This is a genomic window from Stenotrophomonas sp. P5_A9 (genome assembly GCF_056400525.1).
In genome coordinates this window covers 1-22,250 of record NZ_JBFULC010000017.1, presented here as the reverse complement: position 1 = coordinate 22,250, position 22,250 = coordinate 1, and the positions used below count along the sequence as shown (strand labels likewise).

Genomic DNA, 22,250 nt, shown 5'->3' with positions numbered 1-22,250 from the left:
GTGTCGCGCAGTGCCGGTACGGTGAGCCTCACCGCCGCGGGCGAACGACCTCTGTCGACGTAGTCTGTCCACGCGCCCTGCTAGGGTTGCCCCTCGACAAGGGAGACGCCATGCGCGGTCTAGATTTCAGTTCCTGGCAGGCCATGCTTTCCACCCTGGTGGGGTTGGCGGTGATCACCCTGATCGGCGTCGGCATCCGGCTGCTGGTGATGCAGACCCTGCAGCAGCGGCGCGAGCGCGAGAACCGGCAGATCAACGAGCGCCTGCGCACCCTGATCGCCGCCTACAAGGTGCTGGGCGGGTCGTTCACCGGTACGCTGCATGTCGACCCACGGCATCTGCGCGACCTGCACCGCGCCGCGCCGGACGATGCGCTGTCATTGCCCGACGGCGTCGACGCCGGCAGCGATCGCGCGCGGCGCATCCGCGACGCGGTGGAAGCCGCACTGTCGGACATCATCCTGCTCGGCACCGATGACCAGGTGCGGCTGGCCGCGCGCGCGGCCACCGAACTGGCGCAGGGTCGCCCGGTGCAGACCGCTGAACTGGTGGTGTCGCTGCGCGACTTCATCCGCGCCGCGCTCGACCTGGCGCCGATCCCGGCCAGCGTGGCCATCCCGCAGCAGGGGCCGGCCCGTCCCAGCGCCGGTACAAAGGGCAAGGGGGACGGCGACAAGGCCGGCGGCAAAGCTGGTGGGGGCGGCGGCGGTGGTGGCATGGGTGGGATGGGCGGTGGCGGGATGGGCGCCGGGCACGGCGCGGACGACGACAGTGGCCACGCACGTTGAGCAGGCCCGGCCGACCCGTCGGCCATTACGGCTTGCAGCGCCACGCAGGCGTCAACGCGGCAGGCTGATCGACCAGGCGACAAACGCGGCCCAGACCGGCGCAACGCACAGCGCCCAGGTATGCCATCGGCGCAACGCCGCACCGCGCGCCATCACAACCAGCGCGGCAAACACCGGCAGCAACACCCCCAGTTCGATCAGCAGGTTGCGCCACAGATAGACGTTGTCGAACTTCAGCGCGCCGGCACTGGGCAGCACACCCGGCAGGGACACCCCAGCCTGCAGTGGCCAGAACAGCGGCACCGGATGCGCGCCCACCAGCAGATCCAGCAGTGGGTGCGGGGCGCTGGCCGCCAGCAGCCACGGCAGCGCCAGTTGGACGCCAACGGCATTCGCCATCCGGTTCGCGGCCACCGCCGCGATCAATGCGAACAACAGGCTGTGGGTGAGACGCGGGTTGGCGCCATAGCCGAGCAGCCAGATCCCCAGATAGTCCAGGTCCGGACACACCGCGAGGAACACGAACGGCACTATCGCCGCCCGCGAGGGCGCCGGCGCGCGCGCGTTCCAGCAAAGGAAGGCGGTGAGGCCAGCGCAGGTATGGCCGGCAAGGGATGACATCGCGGCAGGACCGATGACCGTAGAGTGGTCAGGATCCTGCCTCTGCGTGGGCGGACGATGGGGCCACTGTGTGGCCCGGATGAAGTCCTTACGTCCCGCTCAGCTCCACCACCGGCACAAAGCCGCCGTAGATCATCCGCTTGCCATCGAACGGCATCAGATTGGTTTCCGGATCCATGCGCGGGTCATCCATCATCTTCTGCATGCCGGCATCGCGGGTGGCCTTGTCCGGCCATTCGATCCACGAAAAAAGCACCGTTTCATCCGCCTTGGCCTCCACCGCACGATGGAAGTCGGTCTGTTTGCCGTGCGGCACATCATCGCCCCAGCACTCCACCACGCGGGTGGCGCCGTGCTCGATGCAGATCGCATCACACATCTGTGCGTGCTTGAGGAATGCGTCCTTGTTCGCGGTGGGGACGGCGATTACGAATCCATCGATATAAGCCATGCCAAGCTCCGGATGGCGCACCGGAATGGGCGCCTTCACTGCATACGACGAATCAGGGGGAGAACGATCGACAGTGCGCCGCAGTGCACTTTGTCGATGTGATGAGGATCGCCCTGAGCCGATAAATTCCAGCAAATTCAACGGGTTGTACAGTACGCAAGCATCCATGCACGTATGGGGTCAGAAAAATCCGAACGCCGACGAGGAAGATCCTGATATCGGGGCTGACGCATTCCATCGAAGATGGGGAGCCGGAAAGGACGCCCACACGAGCGACCTGAGCAACGCCTCCGTTGCGTTGCCGGTGTATCACGGAGGATGGACGCGTTAGCCGACTACTCCCCAAGAGCGGCTTCCCCAACGCGTGACGCCCCGAAAGGGCATCGTCGTGACCAGATTCCAATTTGCTGTTTGCCGATGCTGGCGTATCGCCGCACGGCGCCGTGGCCTTCCCTTGTCGTTCAGCATCAACGTCGCCAGGATCACGCCGCATGCACGCTTCAGCGCTGTTTTCCCGCTGAAATCGCAGCGCGCGCGTATATGCCAGAGCGCAACTGAACCGCCGCCAAAAATTCACTGATATGAAACCTATCGACTTCAGGGCGGGTTGTGGCGAATAACGGAGAATTTACATTCCCGATGCAGAGCGGCGTCCGCGCTGGCTGCAAGCAGTTCACGACAAAAAGGTGTACCCCCATGAAGACTTCGTTGATTGCCCTGGCCCTCGCCGCCGCCCTGCCGTTCGCCGCTTCGGCTGCTGAAGGCCTGTCCTACAACTACGCCGAAGGCGACTACGTCAAGACCGACGCAGACGGCGGCAAGGCCGATGGTTGGGGCGTGAAGGGTTCCTATGCGTTCCTGCCGAACTTCCACGCCTTCGGTGAGTACAACCAGCAGAAGACCGACATCGGCAACTTCAAGGTTGACCAGTGGCGCGTCGGCGTTGGCTACAACCAGGAAATCGGCAACAGCACCGACTTCGTGGGCCGCGTTGCCTACAACAAGTTCGACCCGAAGGAAGGCCTGGACTTCAACGGCTACAGCGCTGAAGCCGGTATCCGTACCGCGTTCGGCCAGCACGCCGAAGTCTATGCGATGGCCGGCTACGAGGATTACAGCAAGAAGCACGGCGTCAATCCGGATGGCCAGTTCTACGGCCGCCTGGGTGGCCAGGTGAAGTTGAACCAGAACTGGGGCATCAACGGCGACATCAAGATGGATCGCCATGGTGACAAGGAATGGTCGGTCGGCCCGCGCTTCAGCTGGTAATTCCAGCGTGACCGCATCGCCACGTGCCTGAACGGCGTGGCAGGAAAGGCCCGGCATTGCCGGGCCTTTCTCGTTCTTCGCGCGGCACCGTCGATAATGCGCGTTCTCACACCCAAGGCTCCCGCATGACCACGCCCTCCGATCCTCAACACCCCCGGCTTGGCTGTGGTGCCGTCGTGCAGCGTGCCGATGGCGCACTCCTGCTGGTGCAGCGCGGGCGCGAGCCGGAGAAAGGCCACTGGGGCCTGCCCGGCGGCAAGGTGGACTGGATGGAAACCGTCGAACACGCGGTGATCCGCGAGGTCGAGGAAGAAACCGGGCTGCGCGTGGCGGTGGAGCGGTTGTTGTGCGTGGTGGACCATTTCGAACCGGCGCTGGGCCAGCACTGGGTGGCGCCGGTGTATCTGGTGCGTGCGCAGGATAAAACGCAGGTAGCGGCAGTGAAGGAACCAGAGGCGTTGCTCGCCCTGGGTTGGTTTACCCCCGATGCGTTGCCCACGCCGCTGACCGTGTCCACGTTGCGCGCGCTGGCGCATCTTTCAATGGCGCACTGAACGGTCGCGCTGCGGGCGGGGCCGGCTCAGCGCTTGGCGGCGGCGCTGTCGCCGCGTGCCACCGCTTCCACTTCTTCCAGACTGGCGCAGGCGTTGTCGCCCGGCGTGGACATTGCCAGCGCGCCATGCGCCGCACCCAGTTCCACCGCGGCCTGTTCGCCCTTGCCGCTGAGCAGGGCGTGTACCACGCCGGCCACGAAGGCATCGCCGCCGCCCACGCGATCGAGCAGGTCGACCTCACGCGTGCGCGAGACGAACAATGTCTCGCGCGTACGCAATGCACCGCCCCAGCCATTGCGTGCGGCGTTGCTGGCGTCGCGCAGGGTGAAGGCCACCGCCTGCAGGTTCGGGAAGCGCTGCAGCGCGCGCTGCGCGGCGGCGTCGGCCGGGCCCACATCCATCGGCGTAGTGCGTCGACCCAGGTCGGCCAGGTCCATGCCCAGGCACGCCGCAAACGAGTACTCATCGCCCACCAGCAGATCGCACTCGGCGGCGATGGCGCAGTTGGCATGCCGGGCGGCATCCGGGTCGGGATGGCTGTCCCAGAGGCTGGCGCGGTAGTTGAGGTCGTAGGACACCGCCACGCCGTGCCGGCGCGCGGCCCGCACCGCGGCGATGGCGGTCTGCGCGCTGTGCTCGGACAGCGCAGCGAAGATGCCGCCGGTATGCAGCCAGCGCGCGCCGTCGCGGCCGAACAGCACGTCCCAGTCGTACTCGTGCGCCTGCAGCTGCGAGGCGGCCGAGGTAACGCGATCGGAGATGCCCAGCGGTGCACGCACCCCAAAGCCGCGCTCGGTGAAGTTCAGGCCCATGCGGGTGTTGCGGCCGATGCCATCGTAGTCGCGCCACAGGATCTGGCCGGTATCCACGCCAGCGGCCTGGATCAGCTGTTGGGCCAGCGCACCCAGTTCGTTGCGCGGCAACGCGGTCAACACCCCGCTGCGGTGCCCGAAGGTGCTGCACAGGCCCCGCGCCACGTTGTACTCGCCACCGCCTTCCCACACGTTGAACTGGCGTGCGTTGCGGATCCGGCCTTCGCCGGGATCGAAGCGCAGCATCACCTCGCCCAGCGCCAGTGCATCCCAGCGCTGGCCGTGCGCTGCGGCCAGCGCGAACTGCTGCGTGCTCATCGTGCCTTGCACCCCAGCAGGCCCAGGTCGATGCCCTCGGCCATGCGCCGGTAACCTTCATCGTTGGGATGCAGGTGGTCGCGGGTAATGTCCTCGGGCAGGTTTTCCGGGTTGGCCGGGTCGCGCAGGATCTGGTCGAAGTCGATCAGGCCGTCATAGCCGCTGCGGCCGCCGCGCATCCAGGTGTTGAGCTGGGTGCGGGTAGCGGCGGCGGTGGGCTCGTAGCGGTCCGAGCCGCCGAACGGGGTGATGGTCGCCGCGATCGCACCGATGCCGTTGCCGTGCAGGCGCTCGGCGATCTGCCGGTAGCCCAGCACCATGTCCTCGGCGTTGCGGCCGGCCTTGGGCGGGGTGCCGCCGTCGTGGCGGATGTCGTTGATGCCTTCGAACACGATCACCTTGCTCACGTTGGGCAGCGCGATCACGTCGCGGTCCAGCCGCGCCAGCGCGCTGTGGCTGCGGCCGTGGTCCATTACCTTGTTGCCGCTGATGCCGGCGTTGACCACCACCACCCGGTCCGGGCAGGCCTGCTGCAGGCGCGCGGACAGCAGCGCCGGCCAATCGCCATTGCTGCCGCGCGTGGCCGTGGCGCCTTCGGTGATCGAATCGCCCAGGGCGACCACCACCACCGGCTTGCTGGCGCGTTCGGCAAGCACCGCCGACACCACGTTCTGCCGGTAGGCGAGTTTGACCTTGTCGCCCACCTCGGCCTGGCGGCCGTCGACGATGCGAAGTGCGGTACGCCGCACGGCCGGCTTGGTCGGTTCGGGGAAATACACGGTGAGCGATACATCGGCCAAGGCCGGCACCGTCATCGCCACCGGGTCGCTGAGCAGGGCGGCGCCCACGGGCACCACCACTTCGCTGCGACCATTGAAAGTGACCAGCTTGGCCGGGGTGGCCGTGCCGGTGCGTTGGGCCGAGGCGCCGCCAATGGTCAGCGGCGCATCGCCCAGTTCATTGCTGATGCGGAAGCGCAGCGCGGTGGCCGAGCTGGCCAGGCGCATGTCCTGGCGCACGGTCTGCCGGGCAAACTGCACCGGGGCCTCCGGCGTGCCGTCCAGGCGGTCCGGTGCCGGCGAGGCGGTCCATGCCGGCACCCAGACCTGGGCATGGGCGGGCAGCGCAGCGGCGCTGGTGGCAAGTGCAATTGAAAGTGCAGTGGTCCAGCGCAGCATGGCAGCCCTCCCAGGCGGTCAGCAGAACATATCCATCAAGAGAAGTAAGTGCCGCCGTTGACGTCCACGTTGGCACCGGTGATGAAACCGGCCGCGTCCGAGGCCAGGTACACGGCCGTGTCGGCGGCTTCCTGCGGACGGCCCTGGCGGCGCAGCGGGGTGTTGCCGGCCACGGCGGTGCGCACTTCCGGCTTGGTGAACTCATCATGGAAGCGGGTGGCGATCATGCCGCAGCACAGCGCATTGACGCGGATGCCGCGCGGGCCCAGCTCCTTGGCCATGGCCCGGGTGAAGGTCATCACCGCGGCCTTGGCGGTGGCGTAGATCGCCGCGCCCGGGCCACCGCCATCGCGACCGGCCTGCGAGGCGAAGTTCACGATCGCACCGCCTTCGGGCATGTGCGGTACCACCGCATGGGTGGTCAGGTAGACCGAGCTCATGTTGAGGTCCATCACCTTGTGGAAGAACGCCTCGTCGATCTCGGCCAGCGGACGGCGCTGCACCATGCCGCCGGCCACGTTCACCAGCACGTCGATCTGCGGGCCGAACGCGGCCTGGGTGGCCGCGACCATGCCGGCCACCGCCTTGGCATCGGTGACGTCGGCGCGGTGCACGATGGCGGTGCCACCGGCCGCTTCGATCTGCTGCAACGTGTCCTGCGCGCTGGCCTCGTCGTTGGCGTAGTTGATGCAGACCTTGGCACCGGCCGCGGCCAGCTTGAGCGAGATCTCGCGGCCGATGTCACGGCCGCCACCGGTGACGATGGCCACCTTGTCCTTGAATTGGGTCATGGAAAACTCCTGTGATGCGTTGGGGGGAAAACGGAAAGGGAATCAGCGCGGTTCGACCGGGCCGTGGATCTTTTCCACGCGGCCGGTCACCAGCCACAGCGCCAGCAGGGAGGCCGGCACCAGCGCGGCCACCAGGATGAAAATCGGTGCGTAGGATTCGTGGGTCATCGCCGGCACCAGCCAGGTGGTGATCAGCGTGCCGGCCACTGCGGCCATGCCACCCAGGCCAGCCACCGAACCCACGGACTTGCCGCTGAAGATGTCGCCGGGCAGGGTCTGGATGTTGCCGATGGCGATCTGGAAGCCGAACAGCACGAAGGCAATGGTGACCACCGCCCATACCGGGTCGGTGGCCAGCACCGCGCCGAGCAGGGCCGGGGCCATGATCGCCCCGCCCAGGGTGATCACCACCTTGCGCGCCTTGTCCACGCTCCAGCCGGCACCGATCAGCCGCCCGGACAACCAGCCGCCACCGAGGCTGCCGATCATCGCGCCGACATACGGCACCCAGGCGAAGATGCCGATCTGCTTGATGTCAAAGCCGAAGGTGTCGGCCAGGTAGATCGGCAGCCAGGACACGAACAGCCACCAGATCGGGTCCAGGAAGAACCGCGAAATCAGGATGCCCCAGGTCTGGCGATGGCCCAGCAGCTGGCGCACGTTGGGCACGTACTCGGCCACTGGCACCGCTGGCTGTTCGGTCGGCGCATCCAGGATCAACGCGCGCTCGGCCGCGCTCACCCATGGGTGCTTGTCCGGCCCGGCGCGGTAGATGATCAGCCACGGCAGCAACCAGATGAAGCCGATCGCACCGATCAGGATGAAGGTGCCGCGCCAGCCCAGCCACAGGAACAGCACCGCGATCAGCGGCGCGGAGATGATCGCCCCGATCGACGCGCCGGCATTGAACACGCCCTGCGCCAGCGCCCGCTCACGGGCGGGGAACCACTCGGCGTTGGCCTTCACCGCGCCCGGCCAGGCACCGGCCTCGCTGATGCCGAGCATCGCCCGCACCAGGCTGAAGGAGAGGATGGAGTGGGTGACCGAGTGCAGCGCGATCGAGATCGACCACACCGCGATCGACAGCGCAAAGCCCAGGCGCGTGCCAATGATGTCGAACAACCGGCCGAACACGAACTGCCCGGCGGCGTAGAACAGCATGAACACCGTGACCAGCAGCGCGTAGTCTTCCTTGGTTGCGCCCACATCCTTGGAGATCTGCGGCCACATCACCGCCAGGGCGTTGCGGTCGATGTAGTTGATGACCGTGGCAACGGCGATCAGCGCCACGATCAACCAGCGCACGTAGGTGCGCGCTTGGGTGGTGACCTTCATTTGCCGTCCTTGCCGCTGCCGGTGTCAAAGCGCTTCCAGCCGCCGTCCCAACGCCAGCTGTGGCCATCGCCGCTCACCTCATGCGCGCCGCCCTTGGACGGGTCATCGGCGATGCCCAGCGTCACGCGCTTGCCGCCGGCCAGGTCCAGTACCAGCACGTCGGCATCCTTGCCCCGGTAGTGGGCGATGCGGTCGATGCGGCTGTTGGCCCCGCGCACGGTTTCGGCGGTGCCGTCGTACTGGCCATGCGGTTCGAGCACGCCATAGAACGTGGTGGCAGCCTGCCCATCCACGCGCTGCAGCAGCATCGGTTCGCGGCGCAGGTTGAACGAGGGATCATTGGCCCCGCTTTCGCCGATCAGCGCACGCGACGGTGCGGTGCTGGCGAAGCGATAGGTATAGAAGCGTCCGTCCAGCAGCCAGGTGAGGCTGCGCGCCTCGCTGCTCGGCTCGCTGGACGCATCGATCCACACGTGCTGGTAGCCGTTGGCCTTGCCCAGCACCGGCCGCGCGGCCACCGCCGACTGCGCCTTGAAGCCCACGTCCATGATGTGGCCGTTGAAATGCAGCGGCAGGTCGTAGCGCGCCGCCTTGCTGCCGTTGACCCGCAGCAGGTCCAACACCACCGGCTCGGTCAGCGCCGGATGGGCCAGCAGCACCTGGGTGCGGGTGAAGCTCACCCCGTCGTAGGCACCGTCCATGCGCGCCGAGGCGATCTGGGTATCGTCGTTGACCGCGAACAGCAGCGGCGTCGGCGCCAGCGCCTGGCCCTTCTTCCAGTCGCCGCCGAAGTGGCTCTGCTCGTTCACCACCAGCGTGTTGTGGGCCAGCGTCTGCCGCGCCCAGCTGTTGTTCTCGGGCAGGTAGATGCCGCCGGCCTTGGCTTCGATGTTGAGGAAGCGCGCGGCGCCGTAATCGGTGACCACGCGCTGGCCGTTGTCGTAGAACAGCCAGTTGAGCTTGTCGAAGTGGCCGTGGCCCATGCCCTGCTTGGTGTTCTTCATCACCAGCGCCTGGCCGTTTTCACCGCCCATGCGCAGGATCGCCAGCGCACCTTCGGTGCCGTCCGGGCCATCGCGCAGCAGCGTGGGCACGAAGGCGAACGGCTTGGCCTTGTCCTGCGCCAGCGCCTGGGCCACCTGCAGGCCTTCGGGCGACAGCAGTACGCGCTTCTGTGCCTTGGCCACCGACAGCAGCCGCGCGTCGCTGGTCTGCGCGTAGGCGATGTCGATGCCGGCTACCAGTTCTTCGGTGTCCAGGCCCTTGTCCAGGATGGCGTCGTTGATCGGGAAGAAGTAGCCGCCGTAGCTGCTCTGCACCAGCGAATCGACGGCCTTGAGCAACACCCCGTCGCGGCGCTTGAAGATGCCGCGCTGCGGCTCGTTGCGCTGGATCGCATTGGCGAACAGGATGAACGGTGCCAGCGCATAACGCTGGTAGTAGGGGCCTTCCTCGTAATAGCCGTCCGGCGAGAACAGCTGGTCCACCTGCTTGAGGAAGCCGGCGCTGCCATCGCGCTTGCTGCCGTTCAACGCCTTGTCCACGTAGGTCGGGTCACGCAGCACGTAACCGGTCATGCCCACCGCCGCCACCGCCCAGGTGGCATGGTTGTGGATCTTGTCGAAGTTCTCCGGCGTACCGCTGAGGAAGTCGGCCATCGGCCGGAACACGCCGTCGTCGATGGTCTTGCGGTCTGCCGTGCTGAGGCTGTCGCGGATCGCGTCGTAGCCCTGCACCGCGCTCACCAGCCACACCGAATCGTTGAGGGTCTGCCAGAACAGCCGGCCGGGAATCTGCCCGCGGCCCTGCGGATGCGCGCCCAGCCCAGGGTACAGTTTGGCGTAGCCCAGCAGCAGGTCGCGCGCGTAGTCGGCATACACCTTGTCGCCGGTCAGCCGGTACAGCGCGCCGGCGGCCTGGATGGCCTGGTAATTGCGCTTGTGCTGTTCGTGGGTGTAGCCGCCGCCCTTGTCCTTGGGCACCGGCACATCGATTCCGGCCTTGATCATGCCGCGCACCAGGCGCTCGGCGCGCTGCTGTTCCTTGGCAAACACCGGGTATCTGGCGCCATCGCTGCGCATCTGCTGCCACTGCGCGGCGGTCACCAATACCGGGGCGCTGGCAGCGGCCGCCGGTTGTTGGCTGCCGGCAGGTGCGGCGGCAACGGCGGGCAGCGCGGCGGCGCTGAAGGAGGCCGCCAGCAGCAGCATCAGGGGCGTGGAACGCGTCATGGCAGGGTCTCGGCTGGAGTATCGGACTGCATCGCCGCGGTGGCGTCGAGCACGTTGCCGTGCGCGGCCAGGCGGGGCTCGCCGACGCGGTGGCTGAAGCGCACGCGTCCGCTGCGGAGGAACTGGTTATCGGTCAGCGTGGCGGTCTGCACGCCATGCAGGCGCAGGCTGGTGTCGGCGGCCACGCCCACGTTTTCAAGCTGGTTGCCGTGCACCCGCAGCGTCGGGCCGAAGGTGCTTTCATCGGTGCCACCGCGATACAGGTTCAACAGCGGCCCGGTGATATTGCGGAACTGCGAATCCACGATGTCCACCTGCTCGGCGTTGTAGGTGCCCAGGTCGTCGGTCTCGGCAGCGGCGGCAATCACGCTGCCGCTGATGTCCTCCACGGTGGTGTTGCGCAGCGCGATGCGCGCGGCCAGGCTGCCCTTGCCGGCGTTGACCACATCGAAGGCCTTGTTGGTGGTCAGCCCGTGGATGCGGCTGTCCTCGATCAGCAGGGTGTAGTTGAACGCCTGGCTGCCCGGGGCGATGCGCACCACCGCGCTGCCGGCCGCGTCCGGCGCCAGTGCGCCGTCGATATCCAGCCCGGTCAGCTTGAGCGAACCGCCGGCGCGGATCTCGAACAGGGCAGGGCGCGAGAACTGCAGGCTGGCGCGCCCACGGCGGGGGCCGATCACGCTGACCGGGTGGTCCACGTTCAACACCTGGTCGATGCGGTACTGGCCGCGCTGCAGCTGCAACTGGTCACCGGGGGCGCTGTTGGCCATCGCGCGGCTCAGGGTGTCCTCACCCGGGGCCACCTTGCGGGTGGCACCGCTGTCCAGCGCGGTGCTGGCCAGCGCCTTGGGATACCAGCTCACGCCGACCTGTTCGCGCGCGATCGGCGCGAGGTCGCGCGGCGCGCCCGCCGCGATGGTTTCCACCGGGTACTGCAGCCCGTTGGCCGCGCGCTGCAGGGTGACCTTCTGCGCGCTCACACCCGCGGGGAAGCCGGGCGACACGCTGGGGCTCTGCACATTCCCACTGAAGGCGATGCCCTCCAGATCGCCCTGGCTGCGCAGCAGCTCGCGGCTGCCATCGCCGATGAACAGGTTGCCGCGCAGGCGGCTGTTGACCGGCATGGCGTTGCGCTCGTCATCCAGGCCCGCACCGAGGAACACCTGGCGCACGCCGATGAAGCTGTTGCGCTCGATCAGGGCATCGTCCACCTGCTCATAGCGGTTCAACGGCGCATCGCGGGTGCCGGCCATCACCGCCAGTGCCGCGGCGAAGTTGTCGCCGGCGATGTTCTCGAAGTAGTTGTCGCGCACGATCTGGTGGCGGTTGATCACCCGCACGCCGCCGGTGTGGGCCTTGTTGTTGCCGAGGAACACGTTGCGCTCGACCACGTTGCCGTGGCCGTGGCGCAGCACCATCGAGCCGCGCGATTCGAAGAACACGTTGCCGCGATACAGGTTGCCGCCGGACTTGTTGGACACGATCTCCACTTCGCCATCGCACTGCTCGAACCAGTTGTTCTCCACCACGGTATTGGAGTTGGACTGCGAGTCGGTGCTGGTGCCCACCCGGATGGTCTCACCGCCGTTGCTGCCCAGGTTGGGGCGCGGGCCGAACCAGTTGTGGTCGATGCGGTGGCGGTTGTCCAGCCCACTGCTGGTGTTGCGCACCACCACCAGGGTGGTGCCGGCGTTGGTCTTGCCCACCAGCTGGTTGTGATCGAAGCGGTTGTCCTGGCCGTACATCCCGACCCAGTTGTCCGACTGCTGGCGGTCCGGCTTGTTGTAGCCGTCGATCACCACGCCGGTCACCCGGCTGTGGGTGGACCACTCCTTGGACGAGGCGCGGAAGGACACCACTTCGCTGCCCGGGGCCCAGCCATCGCGGAACACCAGGTTGGACACCTCCAGGTACGACCCGGCCAGGCGCAGCTGCGACTGGCCGCTGAGGATCACCTTGCCCGGGGTCTGCGCTGTCAGCTTAATTGGTTGACCAATTTTGCCGGTGCCGCGTAGCAGCAGGTCGATGTCGCGCCATACGCCGTCGGCGAGGATGACGGTATCGCCCGGCTGCAGCGCTTTGGTCGCCGTGGCATACCCGGCGGCATCATGGACCAGATGGTCGGCCGCGAAGGCGGGCAGTGCGCCGGCCGCAAGGCCCAATGCCAGGGCGGTGAGCAGCGGACGCAGCGCACGTGGCGCTTGAGAATGTTGCAGAGTCATCGGCTTACCCTCCCAGATCAACCGTGGCATCGAAACGCGAGTCCGGATCGTAACAGGTCGTCCAATGCGTCCGTCAACCACAATCGCATACCACTTTAGACGCATGTGGTTCGCCAGTTGCGCATATTTCTGCTGCATCCGCACATTAAATACCGTCAAAGTGGTCTGCACGAATGTCAGGGGTAGACTTTAGTACCAATTCATTGACATTGGTCCAGTAACCGTGAATCTTCGGGTCGAATCCGTGTAATCGGACGATCCATCCTGGGAGGGAGATCACGATGTTGCATGACCGCCGTACGGCCTCACTACGAGGCCTCCGCCGCACCGCGCTGCATAGCGCGCTGTTCTATGCCCTGTGCAGCACCGCCCTGGTGCCGCTGGTCCACGCACAGGACGCCGCCGCACCGCCCGCACAGCCCACCACCCTGGACCAGGTCCAGGTGACCGGCGTGCGCGGCACCATCCAGACCTCGATCGACAAGAAGCGCGAGGAGACCGTCATCTCCGACGTGCTCGCCGCCGACGACATCGGCGACCTGCCGGCGCTGTCCATCGGTGAAGCCATCGAGACCATCACCGGCGCCTCCACCCATCGCGAGAAGGGCGGCGCCTCGGAAATCTCGATCCGCGGCCTCGGCCCGTTCCTGGGCTCGTCCACCTTCAATGGCCGCGAAGCCACCAACGGCAGCGGCGACCGCTCGGTGAACTTCAACCAGTTCCCGTCCGAGCTGATCAACAGCGTGGCCATCTACAAGACCCAGCGCGCCGACTTCGTCGAAGGCGGCGTGGCCGGCACGGTCAACATGGAAACCGTCAAGCCGCTCCAATACGGCAAGCGCACCATCCAGCTCGATGGGCGCGGCACCTGGCAGGACTACGACAACCGCCTCAAGGACAAGGACGGGGTGGGCTGGCGCGGTACCGCCAGCTACATCGACCAGTTCGACATGGGCGGCGCCGGCAAGCTCGGCATCTCCGTGGGCGTGCAGGCGCTGGAAGGCAGCAACCCGGAAGAAATGTTCTCCAGCAGCTCCACCTGGGTGGCCTGTGATGGCCGCGAAGTGGTCGGCGCCACCCGCAACTGCACCCAGGTGGACGGCAACCAGGTCGCCAACGGCGTGCCGTACTACCTGGTGCCCAGCAGCCGCATCTACCGCCAGTTCATCGAACACGACAAGCGCGATTCGCAGTTCGCCGCGCTGCAGTGGCGCCCCGGCGACGCATGGGAAGTGAACCTGGATTACCAGCACTCCAAGCGCGACTACACCGAAGACCGCTCGGACCTGTCGCTGTCTTCGATGATGCGCAACCTCAACAACCGCGTGGTCACCGACGATGGGGCGCTGCTGCACCACACCGGCAGCACCACCATCGATTCCACCGGCAACTTCCTGGAGCGCAAGGAGGAATACACCGGTGGCGGCTTCAACGTGATCTTCCGTCCCACCCCGGCCTGGACCCTGTCCACCGACCTGTCCTACTCCAACACCGAGCGCGACCAGATCGAGCGCTCCACCCGCCTGCGCGCCGGGCGTACCGACGTCAACGGCAAGCCGGTGGCCGGCATCAAGAACACCCGCTATGTCGACTACACCTACGACTACAGCGGCGATGTGCCGAGCATCACCCTGGATCCGGCGTTCGATAACAACCCGGACAACTACACCGACTCGGCGCTGATCCGCCGCCGTCAGCAGACCCGCGAACACACCATCCGCGCGCAGCGCTTCGATGCCGCGTTCACCCCGGAAAGCGGCTTCTTCACCGCGTTCAAGGGCGGCCTGCGCCACTCCGAAGCCAGCTACACCGACTTCACCGACACCCGCGACATCACCACCACCAATGTCGCGGCCATCCGCGCGGCCAACCAGGCCTGCCGCCAGGCATTCCCGCAGAAGGACTTCCTGGCCAACGCCAGCGGCAACACCATCGACCAGTGGGCCACCTTCGACAGCCGTTGCCTGTTCAAGGCCTTCACCGGCGTGGACGACACCGGCCTGAGCGCGGACCTGCGCGACCCGGCCAACAACGATGTCACCGAGAAGACCAACGCCATCTACCTGATGGGCGACTACAGCAGCGAATGGTTCGGCCTGCCGGTCACCGGCAACATCGGCGTGCGCTGGGTGCGCACCGATGTCAGCTCGGTTGGCCTGCGCAGCGGCCTGGATGTGATCAACAACCCCGACGGCACCATCACCCTGCGCCCCACCGGCGATTTCACCCGCCAGGTGCTCAAGTCCAGCAATGCCGAATGGCTGCCCAGCTTCAACGCGTCCTTCGAACTGCGCCCGGACCTGTTGCTGCGCGTGGGTGCCTACCGCGCCATGTCGCGTCCCGATCTGGCGGCAGAAGGCTTTGGCCGCAGCTTCACCCTGGACGAGGCCGATACCGACTTCCGCAGCGTGGCCGAGGCGCTGGGTAACATCACCGCCACCGGCAACCCGCGCGCCAAGCCGCTGATGTCCTGGAATGCCGATGTCTCGCTGGAGTGGTACGCCAACGCCGACTCGATCCTGTCCACGGCCATCTACTACAAGCAGTTCAACGGCGGCTCGGTGCCGGTGGTGCTGGGCGAAACCTTCGACATCGACGGCCAGAGCGTCACCGTCCCGGTTGAACAGTTGGCCACCAGCGACCAGAAGAGCGACCTGATCGGCTTCGAGCTGACCGGCTCGCACACCTTCTCCTACCTGCCGGGCATCTTCTCCGGGCTGGGCGTGAAGGCCAGCTACAACTACGCCCACTCCAACTTCAAGACCGAAGACCTGCGCCTGGGCGAGTCCACCGACCCGATCACCGGCGTGTTCACCCCCGGCATCGTCGAGCCGGCCAACATCTTCGGGCTGTCCAAGCACGTGGCCTCGGCCCAGGTGTACTGGGGCCTGGGCAAGCTGGACCTGCAGGCGATCTACAAATACCGGTCGGACTATTACCAGCAGTTCGTCGGCGACCCCTCGCAGAACCGCTACGTGCGCGACAATGGCTCGCTCGACTTCCGCGCCACCTACAAGGTGAACAAGAACCTGTCGCTGTCGCTGTCGGCCAGCAACCTCACCGACGAGCCGCGGGTGTCGGATATGCCCATCCTGGGCAGCTTCCGCGAGTACACCACCTACGGGCGGCGCTATTATCTGGGGGTGCGCTACCGCTTCTGAGGTCAGTGGCGCGGTTTTCCAGGACCGCGCCGCTCTCTGAGGGCGCGGTCGCATGTCGGTCCCCAGTCACCGTACAGCCAGGTCTTGATGATGTCCGAACCCCGTCTCTACCAGTCCATTGCCGCTGAAATCGTCGCGCTGATCGAGAAGGGCGAATTCCCGCCGGGCTCGCGGCTGCCCGGCGAACGCGACCTGGCCGAGCGCCTGGGCGTCAGCCGGGTGACCGTGCGCGAGGCGGAAATCGCGCTGGAAGCGCAGGGGCTGATCACCATCAAGACCGGCTCGGGCGTGTATGTGAAGGCGCGCCCGTCGCAGGCCCCCGGCGCGTTGCCGGATGTGTCGGCCTTCGACCTCACCGCCGCACGCGCGGTGATCGAGGCCGAAGCGGCGGCCATGGCCGCCAGCCGCATCACCGATGACGAAGTGGAGGCCCTGGCCGGCCTGATCGCGGCCATGGTCGACCCCACCTCGGGCGAAGCGGCGGCCAGCGAGGCCGACCGCCAGTTCCATCTGTCCATCGCGCGGATTGCCGGCAACCCGGTGGTGGAGCACTGCGTGCAGCTGATCTGGCGCATGCGCAACGAGCTGCCGCGGGTGAAGCAGGTCTACGCCAACGTCTGCCACAATGACGATGACACCCGCGACGAAGAACACACCGCCATTCTCGACGCCCTGCGCGCGCGCGACCCGGCCGGCGCACGCCTGGCCATGCGCAACCACTTCCAGCGCCTGTTCGAATCCATGCTGGAAGCCACCGAGAACGAAGCCCTGGCCGAAATCCGTCGGCGCACCCAGCAGGACCGCGAACGCTTCATGGCCGCCACCGGGCACTGAGCCGGGCGCGGGCAGGGTGGCTTATTCGCCCTGGTACTGCTTTTCTTCGACCAGCGCAGAGCCTGCGATACGGTTGATCTCGTTCTTTACCTTCACCCGCTCGCCGTTGGTGCCGTAGACGCCCCGCGCCAGCTGGATGAATGCATCGTCGAACACCTGCGCCGCTTCCTTGTCGCGCAGCTGGTCCTGGATGTCCCACATGCGCACGTTGATTGCCTTGAGCTGATCCTTGAGCGCGTCCAGCCCGGGCTGGCTGGCCAGCTGCTGCTGCCACAGCGGCCACAGGCCATCGAGTTCCTTGCGGACGTTGGCGTTCTTGCCGGCGTCGCTGATGCGTTCGGCCTTGATTTCCAGGATGGTGATCTTGTCGATCAGTTCGCCAATCGACACCGGGGTCAGGATCGCGTCCACGCCATTACTCGCAACAGGTCAGAGCGCCCATGATAGCGCGCGGCCTTTGGCGCATCGTGGACGCAGGATTTACACGGAATTTGCGCCGATCCCCCGGCCGCGCCATGGCGGCTTTACGGCCACTGCGGAAACACTGCCCACCTCGACGGCGCCGCCGTCCGATGGAGTGCTTACCGTGGTGGTTGAACAGAAAAAAGGGCGCGTCGCGCGTCGCTGCAGCGTGCTGCTGCTGGGCCTGATGCTGAGTGGTGCGGCGGCGGCCGCCGTGGAGGGCAACGCGACGCTGACCTCCGATTATGTCTGGCGCGGCAGCTCGCAGAGCGACGGCGACCCGGCCGCGCAGGCGGGCGTCAAACTCGGCAGCGAGCGCGGCTGGTATGCGTCGGTGTGGGGGTCGGGGGTGTCGTTCAAGCCGGACTACGGCGCACGCAGTGAGTTCGACGTGGTGGCCGGTTGGGGCGGGGCGCTGGGCGTGGACTGGGCACTGGACGTCAACCTCACCCGCTATCTCTATCCGTCCAGCAACGTGGACCTGGACTGGACCGAGCTCAACAGCACGCTGACCTGGCAGCAGCGCTACTGGCTGCAGGTGGGTGTGTCCGACGACGCGCTGGCCGGCGGCCATAGCGGCACTTACGCCCAACTGGGCGCCCGCCTGCCGCTGGGCGAGCAGTGGCGGCTGGAAGCGGCGGTGGGTCACTACTGGCTGGCCAGCGCGCAGGCCGACGACTACCTGCACGGCCAGCTCAGCGCCGTCTGGAAGGTCCACGGCCCGTGGGAACTGCGCCTCACCGCGCACGACACCGACCACGCGGCCAAGCGCCTGTTCCCCGGCAACGCCGGTTCCCGCGTGGAGTTCGCCGTCCAAACCACCTTCTAACGTAGAGCCGACCGTTGGTCGGCTGCTCTTCCCGTAGAGCCGACCGTYGGTCGGCTGCTCCCACCCACCGCGCAAATGCAGCCGACCAACGGTCGGCTCTACGGCGTCACGTCGCGGCAGCCGACCAACGGTCGGCTCTACGGTGTCACGTCGCGACAGCAGACCAACGGTCGGCGTTACGACGCCTTCCGCTTCTCCGCGACCGCCGCCCACGCCCACACCCCCATCGCCACGACCGCCACCCCAAACCCGGCCACGCACACGCCCATCCACCCGAACGCGCCATACACCTGCGCCGAGACCAGCGACCCCAACGAACCGCCGATGAAGTACCCGGTCATATACCCCGCATTGAGCCGGTTGCGCGCCTCGGGGCGCAGCGCGAACACCACGTTCTGATTGCTCACGTGCAGCAGCTGCGCCGCCAGGTCCAGCACCAGCACGCCCACCACCAGCGCCACCAGCGACTGCGTGGAAAAGCCCAGCGGCAGCCACGACACCGCCAGCAGCACCAGCGCCAGCGTCGTCGCCAACGCCGCCTTGCCCCGGTCCGCCATCCGCCCCGCCAGCCCTGCCGCCAACGTGCCCGCCGCGCCCACCAGCCCGAACAGCCCGATCGTCGCGTCGCTGTAGTGGTACGGCGCGCCCGCCAGCAGGAACGCCAGCGGCGTCCAGAACATGGCGAACATCGCAAAACTCAGTGCGCCCAGCAGCGTGCGCAGGCGGAACACCGGCTCCTGCGCGAACAGCGTCCCGATCGAGCGCAGCAACGCGCCATAACCCAACCCCGCATGCTGGTAGAAACGCGGCAACGTGCGATACAGCACCCACGTGGTCAGCACCAGCGTGCCCGCGGCCATCCAGTACACCCAGCGCCAGTCGCCCAGCGACGACAACGCACCGGCCACCGTCCGCGCCAGCAGGATGCCCAGCAGCAGCCCGCTCATCACCGTGCCCACCACCCGGCCACGCTCTTCGGGCCGTGCCAGCGTCGCCGCGAACGGCACCAGCACCTGCGCCACCACCGAGAACAACCCGGTGATCGCCGTGCCCACCAGCAGCCAGACGAATTCATGGCTCAACGCGCTCACCACCAACCCCGACGCCGACAGCAGCGACATCACCACGATCAACCGCCGCCGCTCGAACATGTCGCCCAGCGGTACCAGCAGCACCACGCCCACGCCGTAGCTCAACTGCGCCGCCGTCACCAGCATGCCCGCGCGCCCGAAGGACACCCCGAACTCGCCGGCGATGGTGTGCAGCAGCGGCTGCGCGTAGTAATTGCTGGCCACCGCCACGCCCGTGGCAAAGGCCATCAACAGCACCTGCCAGCGGCTCAAGGGGGTGTGGACATCGGCGGTCATACGGCTTCCAGGTGTCAGGGGGACGCCAGTGTCCGCCTCGCGTCGCGATGATGGAAATGAATAGTTATCATCCAGCGCATCTGGAAAATAGATGGATGGTGGAGATGTTGGCGTGAACCTCAAACAGCTCGAGTTCTGCGTGGCCCTGGCCGAAGAACGCAACTTCACCCGCGCCGCCGCGCGCTGCCACGTCGTGCAGTCCGCACTCAGCCACCAGATCGCCCACCTGGAAGAAGAACTGCAGGCCACCCTGTTCGAGCGCCTGCCGCGCCAGGTACGGGTCACCCCGGCCGGCGAGGTGCTGCTCACCCACGCGCGCCAGGTGTTGGACTCGCTGCGCCACCTGCGCGAAGACGTCGCCGCCGTCGCCGGCCAGGTGCGCGGCACCCTCACCATCGGCCAGATCACCTCGCTCACCGCCGTGGACCTGGTCGCCTGCCTGGCCGCCTTCCACACGCGCTACCCGCAGGTGGAATTCCGCCTGCGCATGGACAAGAGCGAAGTGCTGATGGAAGACGTGCGCGAGCGCCGCGTGGATGTCGCCTTGGTCGGCCTCTCGCCGGGCACCGCCATCGACGGTGCCTGCCATCGCCTGCTCGCCGAAGAATCGATGGTGGCCGTGCTGCCGCCCAACCACCCGCTGGCCAGCCGCAAACGGCTGTCGCTGGCCACCCTGGCCGAACTGCCGCTGGTGGACTTCCAATATGGCAGCGGCGCGCGCCGCCAGACCGACGAGGCCTTCGCCGCCGCCGGGCTACCGCATCGGGTGCCGTTCGAGATCAACCATATGTCGCTCATCGAGCGCTTCGTACAGCAGGGGCTGGCGGTGGGCATCGTGCCGGTGGCCATCGCCGCCGGCTTCACCGGCGTGGCCTGCGTGGCCATCCAGGATGCGCCCGTGCGGCGCGTGCATGCGGTGTGGTCGAAACTGCCCACGCCGGCGGCGCGGGCCTTCATGCAGGAACTGCTGCAGCACGTGGCCCCGCAGGCCGAGCCACGTACCGGGGTGGGGCTCAGGCAGCGCGCACGCGCAGGGTGAGGCCCTTGAGGAAGTTGCGCAGCAGCTGGTCGCCGCAGGCCCGGTAGTTCTTGTGGTCCGGCTGGCGGAACAGCGCCGACAGCTCCGGCTTGGACACCGGGAACCCGGCGTTGTCGAAGATCTCGTGCATGTCCACGTCCTTCAACTGGAACGCCACGCGCAGCTTCTTCAGCACCAGGTTGTTGGTGATGCGCTTTTCGACCGGGCGCAGCGGCTGGCTCTCGTCGCGGCCACGGAAGTGCACGATCAGCCCATCCAGGAAGTGCGCCAAGGTGCGGTCATCGCACGGCACGAAACCTTCCTCGTCTTCCTTGCGCAGCCAACCGGCCACGTCGGCCTTGTCGATCACGAAGGCCGGGTCGGCCAGGGCACAGGTGTCGGCAATCATGCCGTCGCTGAGGTCGAGCATGTAGCGGATGCTGCGCAGTACATCGTTGTTGATCATGGGACGTCCAATACCGCCGGCGCGGCTGCGCGGCTGGCGGCCATTTTACCCCCTGCCGGTCGCCGGCCCCGTCGCGACCGGCGCGGCTGTCATCTGGCTGCCATGAAAGTGAAGCATAGTGCCGCCATCGGGCATCGACAGGCAGTGGAGCAGGCAATGCGCAGGTGGCAGGCAGTAATGGGTGCGGGAATGCTGTGGCTGGCCGGATCGGCCGCCGCCCAGGTGCCCTACGTGGCGATCGAACAGCGCGTGGACCCGCAGGCACTGGCGCAGGTGGGGCTCACCCCCGCCCAGTTGCAGACCTTGAACCGCCTGCTGCAAGAGGCCGACGCGCGCGCCCCGTCCCCGTCGGTGGCCGCCGCCCCGGTCGCCGCGCCCGGCGCGCCCACCCCCGCCCCGATGTTCCCCGGCCTGGACGACGGCCCGATCAAGGCCAAGGTCACCGGCCAGGTGGATGGCTGGGCGCCGGGCACCGTGTTCACCCTCGACAACGGCCAGCAGTGGCAGGTGCTCAAGGGTGAAATGACGCTCAAGGCCAGCCGCAGCAACCCCGAGATCGTCGTGGTGCCGGGCATTGCCGGGCGCTGGTTCCTGCAGGTGGACGAAGACCTGCCCAAGGCGCGCGTGTTCCGCATCCGCTGATCGGTGCGAAAATGGCGGGGATTCCCACGGAGTACCCCGATGACCCGTACCGCTCTGATTACCGGCGCCACCTCCGGCTTTGGCGCTGCCGCCGTCCATCGTTTCGCCCAGGCCGGCTGGCGTGTCATCGCCACCGGCCGGCGCGCTGAACGGCTGCAGCCGCTGGTCGACGCCTACGGTCCCGAGCGCGTCCATGCGGCCGTCTTCGACGTGCGCGACAGCGCCGCCATGGAGGCCGCACTGGCCGCCCTGCCGGCCGACTTCGCCGCCATCGACCTGCTGGTCAACAACGCCGGCCTCGCCCAGGGCACCGCCCCGGCGCAGAGCGCCTCGCTTGAAGACTGGCGCACCATGATCGACACCAACGTCACCGCCCTGGTCACCCTCACCCACCGCCTGCTGCCGCAGCTGGTGGCGCGCAAGGGCGCCATCATCAACATCAGCTCGGTGGCCGGCGTGTACCCGTACCCGGGCGGCAACGCGTACGGCGGCACCAAGGCGTTCGTCAGCCAGTTCTCGCTCGGCCTGCGCGCCGACCTGCACGGCACCGGCGTGCGCGTCACCACCATCGAGCCGGGCATGGCCGAGACCGAGTTCACCCTCGTGCGCACCCACGGCAACCAGGCCGCCTCGGACACCCTCTACACCGGGGCGAACCCGATGACCGCCGAGGACATCGCCGAGCAGATCTTCTGGGTGGCCAACCTGCCGGCGCACCTCAACATCAACCGCCTGGAGCTGATGCCGGTAAGCCAGTCGTTCGCCGGTTTCCAGGTAGCGCGCGACTGATCCAACCGGATCGCTCCGGTAGAGCCGACCGTTGGTCGGCACTTCGCATCCCCCAACGGCAGCCGAGCATGGCTCGGCTCTACCGGGATGCCGCGCCCCGGAGGGTAGAGCC

At 67.3% G+C, this 22,250-nt stretch carries 20 protein-coding genes; 9 read left to right on the top strand and 11 right to left on the bottom strand.

Annotated elements, in window-relative coordinates:
- Nucleotides 1-110 precede the first annotated feature (110 nt).
- A complete protein-coding gene (locus AC1DR7_RS07230) occupies nt 111-788 on the top strand; it encodes a hypothetical protein (protein WP_457319582.1) in 678 nt (225 codons plus the stop codon).
- A 51-nt stretch (nt 789-839) separates the two neighbouring features.
- Here the strand turns inward: AC1DR7_RS07230 and AC1DR7_RS07225 are convergent, their stop codons facing one another.
- Together AC1DR7_RS07225 and AC1DR7_RS07220 are read right to left on the bottom strand one after the other, a co-directional pair.
- A complete protein-coding gene (locus AC1DR7_RS07225; RefSeq protein WP_457319581.1) occupies nt 840-1,409 on the bottom strand; it encodes a metal-dependent hydrolase in 570 nt (189 codons plus the stop codon).
- 88 nt (nt 1,410-1,497) lie between these two features.
- Entirely contained in the window at nt 1,498-1,860 is a 363-nt protein-coding gene (locus tag AC1DR7_RS07220) for a DUF1428 domain-containing protein (protein ID WP_478051199.1), read from the bottom strand.
- Between the two features lie 696 nt (nt 1,861-2,556).
- On the opposite strand from AC1DR7_RS07220, the gene AC1DR7_RS07215 reads away from it, so the two are divergent.
- Together AC1DR7_RS07215 and AC1DR7_RS07210 are read left to right on the top strand one after the other, a co-directional pair.
- Entirely contained in the window at nt 2,557-3,129 is a 573-nt protein-coding gene (locus tag AC1DR7_RS07215; RefSeq protein ID WP_137191825.1) for an OmpO family porin, read from the top strand.
- Nucleotides 3,130-3,254: 125 nt separating this feature from the next.
- Complete coding sequence (locus AC1DR7_RS07210; protein WP_457319044.1) at nt 3,255-3,683, top strand: NUDIX domain-containing protein; 429 nt, start codon at nt 3,255-3,257, stop codon at nt 3,681-3,683.
- Between the two features lie 26 nt (nt 3,684-3,709).
- Here AC1DR7_RS07210 and AC1DR7_RS07205 read toward each other — a convergent pair whose 3' ends face one another.
- From AC1DR7_RS07205 to AC1DR7_RS07180, 6 genes are read right to left on the bottom strand one after another with little or no spacing between them, the layout of a single operon-like run.
- Complete coding sequence (locus tag AC1DR7_RS07205) at nt 3,710-4,813, bottom strand: sugar kinase (protein ID WP_457319043.1); 1,104 nt, start codon at nt 4,811-4,813, stop codon at nt 3,710-3,712.
- Nucleotides 4,810-5,991, bottom strand: coding sequence for a GDSL-type esterase/lipase family protein (locus AC1DR7_RS07200; protein ID WP_457319042.1), 1,182 nt, complete (start codon nt 5,989-5,991; stop codon nt 4,810-4,812). Before AC1DR7_RS07200 ends, AC1DR7_RS07205 begins: the two co-directional genes overlap by 4 nt.
- Before the next feature lie 35 nt (nt 5,992-6,026).
- Nucleotides 6,027-6,782: an SDR family NAD(P)-dependent oxidoreductase gene (locus AC1DR7_RS07195; RefSeq protein WP_457319041.1), complete on the bottom strand. Its 756-nt coding sequence runs from the start codon at nt 6,780-6,782 to the stop codon at nt 6,027-6,029.
- Nucleotides 6,783-6,824: 42 nt separating this feature from the next.
- Nucleotides 6,825-8,117: an MFS transporter gene (locus AC1DR7_RS07190; protein ID WP_457319040.1), complete on the bottom strand. Its 1,293-nt coding sequence runs from the start codon at nt 8,115-8,117 to the stop codon at nt 6,825-6,827.
- The gene (locus tag AC1DR7_RS07185) at nt 8,114-10,348 is read right to left on the bottom strand and encodes an oligoalginate lyase (protein WP_478051195.1); all 2,235 of its coding nucleotides are present in this window, start codon (nt 10,346-10,348) and stop codon (nt 8,114-8,116) included. The genes AC1DR7_RS07190 and AC1DR7_RS07185 overlap by 4 nt, the downstream gene beginning before the upstream one ends.
- The gene (locus AC1DR7_RS07180; RefSeq protein WP_478052745.1) at nt 10,345-12,570 is read right to left on the bottom strand and encodes a polysaccharide lyase 6 family protein; all 2,226 of its coding nucleotides are present in this window, start codon (nt 12,568-12,570) and stop codon (nt 10,345-10,347) included. Before AC1DR7_RS07180 ends, AC1DR7_RS07185 begins: the two co-directional genes overlap by 4 nt.
- 281 nt (nt 12,571-12,851) lie before the next feature.
- Between AC1DR7_RS07180 and AC1DR7_RS07175 the strand changes: the two genes are divergently transcribed.
- Together AC1DR7_RS07175 and AC1DR7_RS07170 are read left to right on the top strand one after the other, a co-directional pair.
- Nucleotides 12,852-15,731, top strand: coding sequence for a TonB-dependent receptor (locus AC1DR7_RS07175; RefSeq protein WP_457320093.1), 2,880 nt, complete (start codon nt 12,852-12,854; stop codon nt 15,729-15,731).
- 90 nt (nt 15,732-15,821) lie between these two features.
- The gene (locus AC1DR7_RS07170) at nt 15,822-16,565 is read left to right on the top strand and encodes a FadR/GntR family transcriptional regulator (RefSeq protein ID WP_256777014.1); all 744 of its coding nucleotides are present in this window, start codon (nt 15,822-15,824) and stop codon (nt 16,563-16,565) included.
- Nucleotides 16,566-16,586: 21 nt separating this feature from the next.
- Here the strand turns inward: AC1DR7_RS07170 and AC1DR7_RS07165 are convergent, their stop codons facing one another.
- Nucleotides 16,587-16,976, bottom strand: coding sequence for a DUF6165 family protein (locus AC1DR7_RS07165; RefSeq protein WP_256777013.1), 390 nt, complete (start codon nt 16,974-16,976; stop codon nt 16,587-16,589).
- 238 nt (nt 16,977-17,214) lie between these two features.
- Between AC1DR7_RS07165 and AC1DR7_RS07160 the strand changes: the two genes are divergently transcribed.
- Complete coding sequence (locus tag AC1DR7_RS07160; RefSeq protein WP_457320095.1) at nt 17,215-17,856, top strand: TorF family putative porin; 642 nt, start codon at nt 17,215-17,217, stop codon at nt 17,854-17,856.
- Between the two features lie 176 nt (nt 17,857-18,032).
- Here the strand turns inward: AC1DR7_RS07160 and AC1DR7_RS07155 are convergent, their stop codons facing one another.
- Entirely contained in the window at nt 18,033-19,223 is a 1,191-nt protein-coding gene (locus tag AC1DR7_RS07155; protein WP_457320761.1) for an MFS transporter, read from the bottom strand.
- 112 nt (nt 19,224-19,335) lie between these two features.
- On the opposite strand from AC1DR7_RS07155, the gene AC1DR7_RS07150 reads away from it, so the two are divergent.
- The gene (locus AC1DR7_RS07150) at nt 19,336-20,262 is read left to right on the top strand and encodes a LysR substrate-binding domain-containing protein (protein WP_256777011.1); all 927 of its coding nucleotides are present in this window, start codon (nt 19,336-19,338) and stop codon (nt 20,260-20,262) included.
- Here AC1DR7_RS07150 and AC1DR7_RS07145 read toward each other — a convergent pair.
- The gene (locus tag AC1DR7_RS07145; protein ID WP_256777010.1) at nt 20,237-20,707 is read right to left on the bottom strand and encodes a YehS family protein; all 471 of its coding nucleotides are present in this window, start codon (nt 20,705-20,707) and stop codon (nt 20,237-20,239) included. The two genes, AC1DR7_RS07150 and AC1DR7_RS07145, sit on opposite strands and share 26 nt — an antisense overlap.
- A gap of 156 nt (nt 20,708-20,863) precedes the next feature.
- Here AC1DR7_RS07145 and AC1DR7_RS07140 point away from each other — a divergent pair, with 156 nt between their 5' ends.
- Both AC1DR7_RS07140 and AC1DR7_RS07135 read left to right on the top strand, forming a co-directional pair.
- A complete protein-coding gene (locus tag AC1DR7_RS07140; protein WP_457320764.1) occupies nt 20,864-21,349 on the top strand; it encodes a hypothetical protein in 486 nt (161 codons plus the stop codon).
- A gap of 39 nt (nt 21,350-21,388) precedes the next feature.
- Complete coding sequence (locus AC1DR7_RS07135; protein ID WP_457320766.1) at nt 21,389-22,138, top strand: SDR family NAD(P)-dependent oxidoreductase; 750 nt, start codon at nt 21,389-21,391, stop codon at nt 22,136-22,138.
- Nucleotides 22,139-22,250 lie beyond the last annotated feature (112 nt).